We start from the raw sequence: 12,970 nt of genomic DNA on the forward strand, positions 1-12,970 counted from the left end.
ATCCCTGCGGACAGCTCGCTGTAGTGGCAGCGTCCTGCAGGATGGATGAGTGAAGAGGGATTCCCCTTTTCCACGTGTATAGATCGTCGGAGTTCAAGTTGGCACGTCGCAGAGTCGTCATCACAGGCCTAGGCATCATTTCTCCAGTCGGTAATTCCGTCGCAGAAGCCTGGCAGAACATTCTTGCGGGACGCTCGGGGATAGGCCGGGTGACCCGTTTCGATGTCACCGGCTTCCCCGTGCAAATCGCTGGTGAGGTGCGTGATTTTGATGTTGGCCGGTATCTCTCGCCGAAAGAAGCGCGCCGGATGGACGTTTTCATCCACTATGGAATGGCGGCGGGACTGCAAGCCATACGGGATGCCGGCCTCGATGCTCAGCCAGTCGCACCGGAGCGGGTTGGGGTGTCGATTGGTTCGGGGATTGGTGGCCTGCCAATGATCGAAAATACTTGTGACGACTTTTCCGTGGGCGGCGTGCGCAAGATTTCGCCGTTTTTCGTTCCCGGTTCGATCATTAACATGATCTCCGGTAACCTGTCGATCATGTGTGGTTACAAAGGCCCCAATATCTCGCTGGTCAGCGCCTGTGCGACGGGCACGCACAGCATCGGCGATGCTGGTCGTCTGATCGAATACGGGGATGCTGACATCATGATTGCCGGCGGTTCCGAAGGCTGTATCTCGAAACTCGGCCTGGGAGGTTTCTGTGCACCGCGAGCCCTCTCGACGCGCAACGACGATCCGCAGACGGCAAGCCGCCCCTGGGACAGGGATCGCGACGGCTTTGTGCTCGGTGAAGGAGCTGGCGTCGTGGTTCTCGAGGAGTATGCGCATGCAAAAGCGCGTGGCGCCCGGATTTACTGTGAACTTGCGGGCTTCGGCATGAGTTCGGATGCCCACCACATGACCGCACCCTGCGAAGACGGAGAAGGTGCCGCGCGTTGCATGGTAAACACCTTGCAAAATGCCGGACTGAATGTGGATCAAGTGCAGTACATCAATGCACATGGGACTTCGACGCCGCTCGGTGACAAGGCCGAAACCATTGCTGTCAAGCGGGCGTTCGGCGAGCATGCGCACAAGTTGGTGGTCAATTCGACCAAGTCGATGACTGGCCATCTGTTGGGCGCCGCAGGCGGTATCGAGGCCCTGTTTACCATATTGGCGATCTACCACCAGGTTTCGCCGCCGACGATCAATATCTTCAATCAGGATGAGTCCTGCGACCTCGATTACTGTGCCAACACGGCGCGTCAGATGAAGATCGACGTCGGGATTTCGAACTCCTTCGGCTTTGGTGGTACCAACGCCACCGTTGCTTTCAAACGTCTCTAGATCCCGTGTCCTGCTCACGGGCCGGCACACGGGCTAGGGTGGTCGTGCTGCTGCGATAAGGTGCGGGTGCTTTTCCCGATCACCATTGAGCTGCGCCGTTCGCGTTTCCTGTCCTTGCTGATGGTCTTGCTGCATGCTCTGGCAGGCGCTTGTCTATGGGTCCTGCCCTGGGCGGCGACACGCCAATGGCTGCTGCTGATCGTCGCGCTGTCGCTATGGCACGCGCTGCGACCGTCGAGAATCGTCGGCTTGCGCCTCGGTGAGCACGGTGAACTAACTCTACTGTCTAGCGACGGCGTTTCGGTTCTCGTCTCACCGCAAGCCGACAGCACTGTGTTCAGCCAGTTGATCGTCGTACGCACGCGGGATGGCGATCACGGTCGGCTGCCTAGCCTGAGCCTGGTCCTGCTGCCCGACAGCATGCCAGCAGAGCAATTCCGCCTGCTACGCTTATGGTTGCGTTGGCATGTCCGTGTCAATCCTGGTGATCAGGCCGAAGGCGGCGTCTGATCACGGTATTGCGCGCGCGCGGCAGTGTCTCCGGATAATTGCAGCTGAAGTGCAGCCCCCGGCTTTCGTGGCGCCGCAGCGCGCAGCGGATGATCAGGTCAGCGGTGACCACGAGGTTGCGCAGTTCAATCAAATCGTGACTGACCCGGAAGTGCGAGTAAAAATCGTCGATTTCGCGTGTCAGCAGGCGGATCCGGTTCTGCGCGCGCTGTAATCGCTTGGTGGTGCGGACAATGCCGACGTAGTCCCACATGAAGCGGCGTAGTTCATCCCAGTTGTGAGAAATCACGATCTCTTCATCCGGATCACTGACGCGGCTGGCATCCCAGAGCGGAAGCGCTGGGCAATCTCTTGCAGGCTGTTCGAGAATGTCATTGGCCGCAGCCTCGGCGAATACCAGGCATTCGAGCAGCGAATTGCTGGCCAGCCGATTGGCGCCGTGCAAGCCGGTGCACGAGGCTTCGCCGGCGACGTAGAGACCTGGAATGTCGGTGCGCGCCCGCAGATCGGTGACGACGCCGCCACAAGTGTAGTGCGCGGCGGGAACGACCGGAATCGCCTGGCGGGTGATGTCGATTCCCAGGTCGAGGCAGCGCGCCAGAATGTTCGGGAAATGCTCGCCGAGAAAATCGGCTGATTTGTGCGAGATGTCGAGATAGACGCAATCCAGGCCGCGCTTCTTCATCTCGAAATCGATCGCTCTGGCCACCACATCACGGGGGGCTAGTTCGCCGCGCGCATCGTGCCAGGGCATGAACCGGGTGCCGTCGGGCAACAGCAGGCGTCCGCCTTCGCCGCGTACTGCCTCGGAGATCAGGAAGGACTTGGCCTGTGGATGATAGAGGCAGGTGGGATGAAACTGGATGAACTCCATGTTTGCGATACGGCAGCCGGCACGCCAGGCCATGGCGATACCGTCGCCGGTCGAAGTGTCCGGATTGGTCGTGTAAAGATAAACTTTGCCAGCACCACCGGCAGCGATCAAGGTATGTCTTGCGCCCACCGTCAGGACTTCGCCGCTGGCATTGTCGAGTACATAGGCACCGTGGCAGCGCTGGTCTCCGAGTCGCAGCTTGTCACCGGTAATCAGGTCGATGGCGATGTGCTGTTCGAGGACCGTAATGTTCGGCTGCTGGCGAATCAGGCTGGTCAGCGTGTTCTGAACCGCGAGGCCGGTCGCGTCAGCGACATGAATCACCCGCCGTGCGCTGTGACCTCCCTCGCGGGTCAGGTGGTAGCCGTCGTCATCACGTGTAAAGGGAACGCCCTGTGCAATCAGCCAGTCGACGGCGCGACGACCGTTTTCGATCACGAAGCGAGTCGCTCGGGGGTCATTGAGCAATCCACCGGCAGTGATCGTGTCGCGAATGTGCGCTTCGATCGAATCGCGGTTATCGAGCACGGCCGCAATGCCGCCCTGCGCCCAGCTCGACGCACTGTCTTCAAGGCTGCGCTTGCTAACTAGTGCGACCCTGTGGGTCGGTGCCAACCGGAGTGCTGCAGCTTGTCCAGCCAGACCACTGCCAATGATGAGAACGTCGAAGCAGAGCGCCAAGAGAGTTCTTCCTGCCAAAAAGGGCTGCAACTATAGCACGGGAAAACACGACGACAAGCCAGGTGCCTCGGTTCAGAACGCCGGCAATGATGCCGATTCCTGCCGATTCTTCAGCCAGGCCGAGAACTCACGCCCGAGTTCCGGGTGGGTTTCCCCGAGAACGACGCTGGCCTGCATCAGGCCGAGTTTGCTGCCACAGTCGTAGCGCTGGCCGTGGTAGCGGTAGGCCAGTACCTGCTCGCTGGCCAGCAGGGCGGCAATGCCATCGGTGAGCTGAATTTCGCCACCTGCACCACGTGGCTGCGTGCGGATCAGGTCAAATACCGCCGGGGTCAGGATGTAGCGGCCCGCAACCGCGAGGTTGGAAGGGGCTGCGCTCGGGTGCGGTTTCTCGATCAGGCCCTTGATATTCACCAGATCGGGCGACATCGGTTCGCCCTTGACGATCCCGTAGCGGTTGGTCTGATCCTCCGGCACCTCCTGTACGGCGAGGATGCTGCACTGGCGTGCGGCGAACAATTCGGTCATTTGTCGCATGATCGGTGGCGTGCCGATCATCAGGTCATCGGCCAGCAGAACGGCGAAGGCCTCTCCCTGCACCAAGCGCTCGGCGCAGAGTATCGCGTGCCCAAGACCCAACGCCCTCGGTTGGCGCACATAAACACAATCCATGTCGTCCGGCTTGATCGAGTGCACCAGCGCCATCAGCTCATCCTTACCCGTGGCGGCAAGTTCTGCCTCAAGCTCGTAGGCGGTATCAAAGTGGTCCTCGATCGAGCGCTTGTTGCGACCGGTGACGAAGATCATTTCCCGAATCCCGGCTGCGTAGGCTTCTTCAACCGCGTACTGTATCAGTGGCTTGTCCACCACAGCGAGCATTTCCTTTGGGCTGGCCTTGGTGGCCGGCAGGAAACGCGTGCCGAGACCCGCGACCGGGAATACCGCTTTCTTTACCACCAAATCGACTTCCAGCCTGGTCATCATGAACTCCGGTTGGGTATGGTTAATGTGCAAGTCGCGTCGGCGACTCACGAATCTCCTCCCTCTCCACTCGCGGGAAAGCCTACATAGGGTTGGGGGAGGGAAGCGGTCATCACCGTTAGCGCGCCATTCTATCGTTTTCGTACCCCCGGATGCCGCTCTTTTCCCCGAATACGGCACCGGATTTCTTTCCACTGCGGGTTGGTCGCTGCGGGCAAGGCGGCCAGCCTGGGTCAGGGAAAGCGCGCGGCGGTCCACGACATGCCGCCGGATACCGCCAGCAGCGACGCGATCAGCAGGGTGACGCAAAACGCCAGGTACAGTCTGGGGCTGCCGGTCCGGTCGGCCATCGCGAGGATGTGCAGGGCACCCCATGCGACGGCCAGGCCGACGATCAGTGGAATCACAAGTACCTGCAACTCGACTCTGTTGAGCGACAGCATTCGGTTTTCCCGCCAGGGGACGGAGAGGAAGATGCCGAAGGTCCAGAACAGAGCGGTACTTCCAGCGGCGCAGATCACGGCAACAGTGCGGATGATCCATTTTTCCATAGACAGTCCTTGAGTGGTGGCCGGGTTGTGATGGCAGTGGCCGACCGGCAGCCGCTTGCCTGCCGGTTTGTGTTTCTCAGTAGATGAAACGCGCGCGCAACTCATCGAGGTTCAGTTGCTGCAGGATCTGTTCGAGTCGCGTCGTGGCGTTGCCGCGCGCGACACCGGTGTGCCTGGCGATGATCAGTTCGTTCTTCATTGAGTGTTCCCAGCCGACGAGCTCGGTCACCGTCAGTTGATAGCCCTGCGCTTCGAGCTGCAGGCAACGTAGGGCATTGGTCAGCTGGCTGCCGAATTCGCGGGTGTGGATGGGATGCCGCCAGAGTTCCGACAGCGGCATCTGCGCCAGGGATTCGCCTTTCCTGCTGCGCAGCACTCCGGCGACTTCGGCCTGACAGCAGGGGACGAGAACAATGAACTTCGCCTGCTTGTGGAGGGCGAAGCGGATCGCATCGTCAGTGGCAGTGTCACAGGCGTGCAGGGCGGTGACAATGTCCACCCGCGCGGGTAGCTCAGGCGACTCGATGGCGTTCTCGACGCGCAGGTTCAAAAAGGACATGCGCGTGAAAGCGAGTCGGCTGGCGAGACAGCGCGCGTGCTCGACGAGTTCTGCGCGGGACTCGACACCGTAAATGTGCCCCTGGTCGCGGTGACTGAAGAACAGATCGTAGAGGAGGAAGCCGAGGTAGGATTTGCCTGCGCCGTGATCGACAAGCGTCAGGCTGCCACCACTGTCGGCAATCTCGGCGAGCAGCGGTTCGATGAAATGGTACAGATGATGGACCTGCTTGAGCTTGCGCCGGCTGTCCTGATTGAGTTTGCCGTCGCGGGTCAGGATGTGCAACGCCTTGAGCAGTTCGATCGACTGCCCGGGCCTGATTTCGGGGATCGCCGACAAGCGGATACCTGACACGGGATGGAAGGAGCTGCATTTTAACGCTTTACTCGGCTGCAAGCGCCGAGCTGGCCAAACAGGTGGGATAATGGCCATCTTTCAGATCATCCGTACCTTCATGGCCATCCAGTGGTATCCCGGTCACATGACCTCTGCGCGCAAGAAAGCGGCCGAGACGATGGCTTCTATCGACGTGGTCATCGAGGTGGTCGATGCACGCCTGCCCGAGGCAAGCACTAATCCCCTGGTCCGCGAGCTTCGCCTGCTGCGCCAGCGTCCGTGCCTGAAGGTCCTGAACAAGGCCGACCTTGCAGACCCGCAGGTGACGCAGGCATGGATCGCCTATTACAACCGGCAGGAGAGCGTGCGCGCGGTGGCGCTGTCGTGCAAGAGGCCCAGCGAGGTGGCCCGCCTTCCCGGCCTGTGCGAGGCTCTGGCACCCCATCGCAGCGAAAATACCAAGCCGCTGCGGATGATGATCATGGGCATCCCGAATGTCGGCAAATCGACGCTGATGAATGTCCTTCTCAAGCGCAAACTGGCCAAGGTCGGCGACGAACCGGCAGTGACCCGCGCGCAGCAGACCTCGCTGCTCGATCTAAGGCACTCGATTACCGATACACCCGGACTGCTTTGGCCGAAAATCGAACATCCAAGCGATGGCCTGATGCTCGCCGCAAGCCATGCCGTCGGCCAAAATGCGATGATCGACGAGGAAGTGGCCAACTTTCTTGCCGGACTGCTGCTGGCACGTTACCCTGCCTTGCTGGCAAAGCGCTACGGCTTCCCTGTCGATATGAGCGAGCACTTCGATGCCGTGACGGTGATTGCCGAGATCGCCAGACGCCGCGGCCTGCGCGTCCGTGGCGGGGCAGCCGATCTCGAAAGGGCAGCGAAGACGCTGCTGCAGGATTACCGGGACGGTCTGCTCGGCCGCATCAGCCTAGAGACCCCGGCAACGCGCACTGTCATGCTGGCGGCTGCCCGGGCGCAGACGGCGATCCTCCTGCCGGCAGCGGACAACCGGTTACCGACCGCCTTCACTTGAGCGATGCTGAATTTCCTCCCGGCGCCGTTGATCGGCCTGATGGCCTTTTCGCTGCTGGCGATCAACTCGTTCTTCTGGGTGCCGGTCCTGTTGTTCCTGGCCGTCTTCAAGCTGCTCCTGCCGTTCCGATCGGTTCGCCTGCGCCTCGACCCGATGCTGGTGCGCATTGCCGAAGCCTGGATCGCATGCAACAGTGGCTGGATGGCGCTGACCCAGAAAGCGCACTGGGATGTCCAGGGGATCGAGGGGCTCGACCCGCGCGGTTGGTATCTGGTCAACTGCAACCATCAATCGTGGGCCGACATCCTTGTCCTGCAACATCTGTTGACGCGGCGCATTCCCTTGCTCAAATTTTTCCTCAAGCAGCAACTGCTTTGGGTGCCGGTGATGGGTCTGGCTTGGTGGGCGCTCGATTTTCCGTTCATGCGCCGCCATGGTGAAGAAGTGCTCAAAGCGCACCCGGAATTGCGCGCCATGGACCAGGAGACGACCCGCCTGGCCTGCGAGAAGTTTTCGCTGATCCCGACCAGCGTGATGAATTTCTGCGAGGGAACGCGCTTCACGCTGGCCAAACATCAGCGGCAGCAGTCACCGTATCGTCACCTGCTGAAGCCGAAAGCCGGAGGAATTGCGCTGGCTTTGAATGTGATGGGCGACAAGTTCCACGCGATTCTCGATGTGACCATCGTTTATCCTGATAGGGCTCCTAATTTCTGGGAATTCCTCTGCGGCAGGATGCGGCGCGTGCGGGTTCGCGTGCAGAGGATTGCGGTGCCCAAGCATCTGGCGACCGGAGACTACGCTAATGACCCGGCGATTCGCGAGGCCTTCCAGCAGTGGATGCAGCAGATCTGGCAAAACAAGGACTCGCAGATCGAAGGACTGCTCGCAAGCGACTGACCGCGGCCCGCCCCTGGCTTCCCGCCCTGGTCAGGCAACGGCCACCGCCCGCATGGGATCCAAAATGAATACGCAATTCCCGCAGTTCCGAGCGCCTGACGTATCATCGTATTCTTTCGCTTCAGATCAGAGATGCCATCGCTCCAGATCGTCCGCAGCAAGCTGCAGCGTCCCCGTGAGAGCGGCGACTTCATCGCGCGCAGCGAGTTGCTGGCATTGCTCGAGGCTGGCAGCAACCGGCCACTGACCCTGCTGGTGGCACCCGCAGGTTATGGCAAGACGGCGCTCGTCGCGCATTGGCTCGCTGGCCGTAATGGCCTGGCTGCCTGGCTCTCGCTCGACCGCGATGACAGCGATCCGATCGTTTTCATCCACTACCTCGCCACCGCGTTGCGCACGGCGGTTCCCGATGCCTGCGCCGAGACGCTGGCGCATCTCGATGCCGTGCAGCAAGTGCCGTGGGCGCTTCTTGCCGGTAGTCTGAGCAATGATCTGGCAGCGCTGCCGGTTCCGCTGGTACTGGTGCTCGACAATTATCACCACATCGATTCGCCACCGATACACGCACTGCTCGATCGCCTGCTGGCGCATCCGGCGAGTGCTCTGCATTTGCTGCTGATCGCCCGGCACGATCCCCCCTTGTCCCTGGGCGCGCTACGCGTCCGCGAGGAGGTGAACGAGATCCGGATGCGTGACCTGCAATTGAGCCAGCGTGAAACGGCGATCCTGCTCGAACGCTGTACCGGACATCCCATCTCGGCAGCGGCGCTGGACAGACTACAGACCTGCTGCGAGGGCTGGCCGGTTGGCGTTCGCCTCGCAGCTCGGGCGCTACGAAGACAGCGCGATGTAGTCGACGTACTGGAGCCCCCCTTCAGCGGCAGTACGCGCGAGGTCGAGCAATATTTCTTCGAGGAAGTGCTTGCCGGACAAAGCGTAACCACACGTGACTACCTGCTCAGGACCTCGATTCTCGACCGTTTCTGTGAGCCCTTGTGCAACGCCATCCTCGGGGAAGTTCGCGATGGGCATTCCTTCATGCAGTGGGTGTCGAGCGGCTCGCTGCTCTGCATCGCCATCGACGATCACCTGAATTGGTATCGCCATCTGCGTCTGTTCCGGGAGTTTCTGCAGCGGCAGCTCGACCTGCATTATCCGGCGAGCGAGATCGCCGAACTGCATCGCCGTGCGGCAGCCTGGTTCGAAACGCAAGACCTGCTCGAAGAAGCGATTCCGCAAGTGCTGGCTGCAGCCGGTGCGACCGCGGCAGGCCATCTGCTGGTGCGTCACGGCCGGCGACTTCTCAACCAGGAGCAGCGGCCACGACTCGAACGTTGTCTGCGTCTGTTGCCACCTGATACCGTCGAAGAGAAACCCGAACTGCTGCTGCTCAAGGCCTGGCTGATGTATCACCAAGGGCGGCATGTCGAGACCCCGTCGCTTCTCGACCGGATCGAGGTGTTGCTCGAAAGCGCCGCTGATGATCTGCCCGCGGCCGCTGTGCGTGACAACGTGCTAGCGCTGCGCAGCCTGCAGCACTACCTCGAAGGGCAGGCGGACATGGCCACCCGTGCTGCCGAGCAGGCGCTGCAGAGCCTGCCGAAGGAGTATGCGCAGGCCCGCGTCCTGGCCCAGGCAGTCATCGCAGGAGCCCGGCAAATGTGCGGCGACCTGGTCGGTGCTCGTCAGAGTCTGCATGCGGAGCTGGCACGGGCGTCGGGACCGGTCGACGTTTGCCAGGCGCCGCTGCTTGCTGCCTTGTGCTTCATCGACTGGATGGCTGCAGATCTGTCGGCACTTAAGTGGACCGCCAACCAGCACTACCCGCTCTGTGGAGATCGTTTGCCCGGCGTAGGCAGTCCGGTCCTCGGACGCTACTTCCATGGCCTGGTACAGTATCAGCGCAACGAGCTGGCGCTGGCCGAGGCCACGCTGCTGCCTGCACTCGCCCCGGGGTCGGCGCCGCGGCCCGGCTACCGAACCGAAGTTTCCTTCGTTCTGTCAGCGGTCTATCAGGCGCTCGGCCAGACCGATCTGGCGCGCGAACTCGTCGATACGGTTTGCGAGCACCTGCGGCGCAGCGGCAATTCGCCGGCTCTGTTTCGTGCGCACGCCTGTCAGGCCGACCTGGCGCTGCGCCAGGGGCGGACTGATGCGGCCCGGGAATGGGCACGCAACTTCGATCCCGGTCCGATCCAGTTTGTCTACCGCTTCAGCAACGCGCCTCACCTGACTCTGGCCAGGGTGTGGATCGCCGAGGGAAGTGCCGAAAGCCACGAGCAGGCGACTCGCCTCTTGCAATTGCTGGAAACCGAGTTGATGGCCAGGCACAACGTCCGTTTCCTGATCGAGGTCCTGGCGCTTAAGGCGCTGCTGCGGCATCTCCACGGCGAGGAGACAGCCGCTTGCGAGCTGCTGGGCCGTGCCGTCGTGCTTGCGCAGCCCGGAGGTTTCATCCGGTTGTTCGTCGATCTTGGGCAGGAACTCGTGCCGCCGCTGAAACGGCTGCAAACCGGCCAGGGGATTGTCGGCCACGCCGCCCATGTCCGTTACGTCGGTCAGATCCTCGCCGCATTCAACGACGACTGGCTGGTCAATGCAGGACGCCAGCAGATGGCTGCAGACCTGACCCGCCGTGAACTGAAGATTCTCAAACTGCTCGCTGTCAGGTTGAGCAACATCGAGATTTCGGAGGAATTGTGCATTTCACGGGCGACGGTCAAGCGGCATACCCAGAACATCTATCGCAAGCTGCGCGCTTCAAGCCGACGTGAAGCCGTCTTCAAGGCCAGGACCCTCAACCTTCTTGTCGACGCTTGAGCGCTTTCCCGCCCAGGCTGCCACCATCGTGGTTTTGCAGGGGCAGGTTTCCTGCCATGGCTGGCTGTGAGCATATCTTCCTTGACCTTAATCAAGGATACGGGCCGTTTATCAAAAAATGGCCCATTTCATGGCCCATTGCGGGCCCATTTCGGCTTGTCCGTTTTTCTCGCGATGGCATAATTATGAGTTACGCGGATGCCCATAACAAAGTTTTCTCAGAGGTACGATGAATGTCTTCATCATTAGGTCGGGTAATCGCAGTGGTTTCGCAAAAGGGGGGCGCTGGCAAGACGACGGTTGCCATACAGCTCGGGGGAGGGTTTCATGCCATCGGCGCTTCGGTGCTGCTGGTCGACCTGGATCCCCAGGAAAGCGCGCTGCGCTGGGCGGAGTCGGCGCCCTTGCTCGACTCGGAGCTGCAACTCGATGTTCGCAAGATGTCTGGCCTGGAACTGATCAAGAAGGTCGCGGAACTGCAGACCGAGGCCGACTATGTGGTTCTCGACACCCCGCCGTCGATCTACCACCCGTCTACGCTGGCCGCGCTGGCGGTGGCGCATCTGGCCATCGTACCAGCCGTACCGAGCCCGACCGACCTGTGGTCGACGCTGGCAGTCGAGCGCCTGATCCTCAATCGCATGGAGCAAAGCCATCGCCTGCACGGCTGTATTCTCCCCAACCGTGTGCAAAATACCGCCCTGGCTACGGATGTGCTTGAACTATTGCATGAATTTACCTTGCCCATCCTCGATGCTATGCTCTGCCAGCGCAATGCTTATGCGCAAAGTGCAGTGATCGGCGCATCGGTTTTTCAACTGGCCTCTGGTGCTGACGCCGCTCAGGATGAGGTTCGCAAGCTGATCGCTGCCGTTCTTAAACAATTGGGAGAAAACTGATGATTACACCCACACGTACTACCAACAGCAACAAGACCGCTTTGCGCGCCAGTCTCAAGAAGGAAGATGAATCGCTCGCCGAGCGTCTGGTGGCCACCGACGTTGCACTGGTCGTCCCGCCGGAACCCGAAGCTCCCGCCGCTGACGCGCCAGAAACCCAGGCAGCACCGGCGCCGGTGCGCAAGGCCGCAGCCAAGCCAGCGGACGAGGTGACGCCGGCAGCCGTAGTGGAAGCCCCCGGCAAGGCCGCGAGAAAGGCGGCGCCGGCAAAAAACAAGTCGGAAAAAGGCGCCGTTAAAGCTGCAAAGACCAAGCCGGGCAGCAAGAAATCGACCAGGCCGCAGCCGCAGGCCAAGGTAGAAGCCGCCGCCGAGACCGGCAAGAAGACCGCCGGGCTCGAGGAAGCGCTGGAAAAGATCGAAAAGGCAGCCAAGGCAAAGGGCGACAAACTCGTCCGCTACACGGTGGAATTGCTCAAGAGCGAAGAGGCGGCCATCGAAGCCGTGCGCACCGAGTTGTCAAAGGCGGCGGGTTGGGCAGCGAGCAAGTCCGACATCCTGCGCGCCGCAGTGCGCCTGTTTGCCGAGCAGAAGGTCGAGCAGATGAAAGCTTTGCTCGCCGCGGTAAGCATTCCCAATAAGGGCAAGAAGAACTAGAACTGATCAAGCGTGGCAGCAATGGCTTGCCTGAAGTCTTTCCCCCGCGGTGGCGGACCTGCACGATGGTAGGCCATTGCCCGAGTGAATTTGTGGATATTTGAAGTGGTGCCGACCATCGTCGGCATGTTTTGACTGTGCGCTGCTCGAACGGGCAGATAACCAAGGGAGGTCGTATGTTTAGTAGTCTGATGCCGCAACGCCGGGAATTCTTTGAACTTCTCGCGGCGCATTCTGAAAAGGTCGCTGCCGGGGCCAATGCAACCCTGCGTCTGATTAATGGCCTGGGCGATGGCAGTGGCAACGCTGCGGCGCTGGTCTCGGAGGTCAATCTCAACGAAAAAAGTGCCGATGAGATCAAGGCCAAAGTGATCGCTCGTCTGCACCAGTCCTTCACCACGCCGATCAATCGGGACCAGATCCATTCGCTGATCAGTGACCTCGACATGACGCTCAATGTCCTGCAATCGGTGGCCAACGCCATTGACATGTACGGCATCAAGCAGTCGACGATCGAAGCCCGCGAAATGGCTTCCTTGAGTGCTGATGCCTGCATGCGCCTCAACCGAGCAGTCGCGGCTTTGGGCGACAAGGCACGTGGCGAGGAAACACTGAACCTGTGCAAGGAAATCGAAGAAATCGAAACCAAGGCCGACAAGGTGCAGCAGAAGGCGATCACCGAGCTTTTCAAGGAGGGGGCCAACGTCTGGCAGACGATGAAGATGCGGGAGTTCTACTCGCTGCAGGAATCCGTCCTCGACTGCTGCCAAGACGCGGCCAAAATGATCGAAGAGATCCTGATCGAGAACTCCTGAGAG

12 protein-coding genes are annotated in these 12,970 nt (G+C 60.8%); 8 read left to right on the forward strand and 4 right to left on the reverse strand.

Going from position 1 to position 12,970, the window contains the following annotated elements:
* The first annotated feature begins 98 nt into the window (after nucleotides 1–98).
* Together fabF and AW06_RS17670 are read left to right on the forward strand one after the other, a co-directional pair.
* Nucleotides 99–1,337, forward strand: a complete 1,239-nt coding sequence (gene fabF, locus AW06_RS17665) for a beta-ketoacyl-ACP synthase II (RefSeq protein ID WP_034952927.1) — start codon at nucleotides 99–101, stop codon at nucleotides 1,335–1,337.
* Between the two features lie 66 nt (nucleotides 1,338–1,403).
* Nucleotides 1,404–1,847 carry a protein YgfX gene (locus tag AW06_RS17670; protein WP_273704849.1) on the forward strand — a complete coding sequence of 148 codons (444 nt, stop codon included), beginning with the start codon at nucleotides 1,404–1,406 and terminating at the stop codon, nucleotides 1,845–1,847.
* Here the strand turns inward: AW06_RS17670 and nadB are convergent.
* The 4 genes from nadB to AW06_RS17690 form a co-directional block, all read right to left on the reverse strand.
* A complete protein-coding gene (nadB, locus tag AW06_RS17675) occupies nucleotides 1,813–3,402 on the reverse strand; it encodes an L-aspartate oxidase (RefSeq protein ID WP_034952858.1) in 1,590 nt (529 codons plus the stop codon). The genes AW06_RS17670 and nadB overlap by 35 nt on opposite strands.
* A 72-nt stretch (nucleotides 3,403–3,474) precedes the next feature.
* Nucleotides 3,475–4,383 carry a UTP--glucose-1-phosphate uridylyltransferase GalU gene (gene galU / locus AW06_RS17680; protein WP_138677704.1) on the reverse strand — a complete coding sequence of 303 codons (909 nt, stop codon included), beginning with the start codon at nucleotides 4,381–4,383 and terminating at the stop codon, nucleotides 3,475–3,477.
* A 233-nt stretch (nucleotides 4,384–4,616) separates the two neighbouring features.
* Nucleotides 4,617–4,934, reverse strand: a complete 318-nt coding sequence (locus tag AW06_RS17685; RefSeq protein WP_034952862.1) for a hypothetical protein — start codon at nucleotides 4,932–4,934, stop codon at nucleotides 4,617–4,619.
* A 76-nt stretch (nucleotides 4,935–5,010) separates the two neighbouring features.
* Entirely contained in the window at nucleotides 5,011–5,832 is an 822-nt protein-coding gene (locus AW06_RS17690; RefSeq protein WP_034952864.1) for an SAM-dependent methyltransferase, read from the reverse strand.
* 115 nt (nucleotides 5,833–5,947) lie between these two features.
* Here AW06_RS17690 and ylqF point away from each other — a divergent pair, with 115 nt between their 5' ends.
* From ylqF to AW06_RS17720, 6 genes are all read left to right on the forward strand, one after another.
* Nucleotides 5,948–6,877 (forward strand): ribosome biogenesis GTPase YlqF, encoded by a 930-nt coding sequence (gene ylqF / locus AW06_RS17695; RefSeq protein WP_034952930.1) that lies wholly within the window; start codon nucleotides 5,948–5,950, stop codon nucleotides 6,875–6,877.
* A 3-nt stretch (nucleotides 6,878–6,880) separates the two neighbouring features.
* Nucleotides 6,881–7,777 (forward strand): acyltransferase, encoded by an 897-nt coding sequence (locus AW06_RS17700; protein ID WP_034952867.1) that lies wholly within the window; start codon nucleotides 6,881–6,883, stop codon nucleotides 7,775–7,777.
* Nucleotides 7,778–7,909: 132 nt separating this feature from the next.
* The gene (locus tag AW06_RS17705) at nucleotides 7,910–10,597 is read left to right on the forward strand and encodes a LuxR C-terminal-related transcriptional regulator (RefSeq protein ID WP_034952870.1); all 2,688 of its coding nucleotides are present in this window, start codon (nucleotides 7,910–7,912) and stop codon (nucleotides 10,595–10,597) included.
* 233 nt (nucleotides 10,598–10,830) lie between these two features.
* Nucleotides 10,831–11,496: a ParA family partition ATPase gene (gene parA / locus AW06_RS17710; RefSeq protein WP_034952873.1), complete on the forward strand. Its 666-nt coding sequence runs from the start codon at nucleotides 10,831–10,833 to the stop codon at nucleotides 11,494–11,496.
* Nucleotides 11,496–12,152 carry a hypothetical protein gene (locus AW06_RS21095; protein WP_273704850.1) on the forward strand — a complete coding sequence of 219 codons (657 nt, stop codon included), beginning with the start codon at nucleotides 11,496–11,498 and terminating at the stop codon, nucleotides 12,150–12,152. Before parA ends, AW06_RS21095 begins: the two co-directional genes overlap by 1 nt.
* Before the next feature lie 176 nt (nucleotides 12,153–12,328).
* Nucleotides 12,329–12,967: a DUF47 family protein gene (locus tag AW06_RS17720; protein ID WP_034952875.1), complete on the forward strand. Its 639-nt coding sequence runs from the start codon at nucleotides 12,329–12,331 to the stop codon at nucleotides 12,965–12,967.
* The last annotated feature ends 3 nt before the right edge of the window (nucleotides 12,968–12,970 follow it).

It is taken from the genome of Candidatus Accumulibacter cognatus (assembly GCF_000584975.1).
Lineage (GTDB): Bacteria > Pseudomonadota > Gammaproteobacteria > Burkholderiales > Rhodocyclaceae > Accumulibacter > Accumulibacter cognatus.

Excerpts from the sequence above, each read along its gene's own strand:
- AW06_RS21095 (WP_273704850.1), top strand. The coding sequence starts at position 11,496 with ATGATTACACCCACACGTACTACCAACAGCAACAAGACCGCTTTGCGC.
- galU (WP_138677704.1), bottom strand. The coding sequence starts at position 4,383 with ATGACCAGGCTGGAAGTCGATTTGGTGGTAAAGAAAGCGGTATTCCCG.
- AW06_RS17700 (WP_034952867.1), top strand. The coding sequence starts at position 6,881 with ATGCTGAATTTCCTCCCGGCGCCGTTGATCGGCCTGATGGCCTTTTCG.
- AW06_RS17705 (WP_034952870.1), top strand. The coding sequence starts at position 7,910 with ATGCCATCGCTCCAGATCGTCCGCAGCAAGCTGCAGCGTCCCCGTGAG.
- ylqF (WP_034952930.1), top strand. The coding sequence starts at position 5,948 with ATGGCCATCCAGTGGTATCCCGGTCACATGACCTCTGCGCGCAAGAAA.
- parA (WP_034952873.1), top strand. The coding sequence starts at position 10,831 with ATGTCTTCATCATTAGGTCGGGTAATCGCAGTGGTTTCGCAAAAGGGG.
- AW06_RS17685 (WP_034952862.1), bottom strand. The coding sequence starts at position 4,934 with ATGGAAAAATGGATCATCCGCACTGTTGCCGTGATCTGCGCCGCTGGA.
- AW06_RS17720 (WP_034952875.1), top strand. The coding sequence starts at position 12,329 with ATGTTTAGTAGTCTGATGCCGCAACGCCGGGAATTCTTTGAACTTCTC.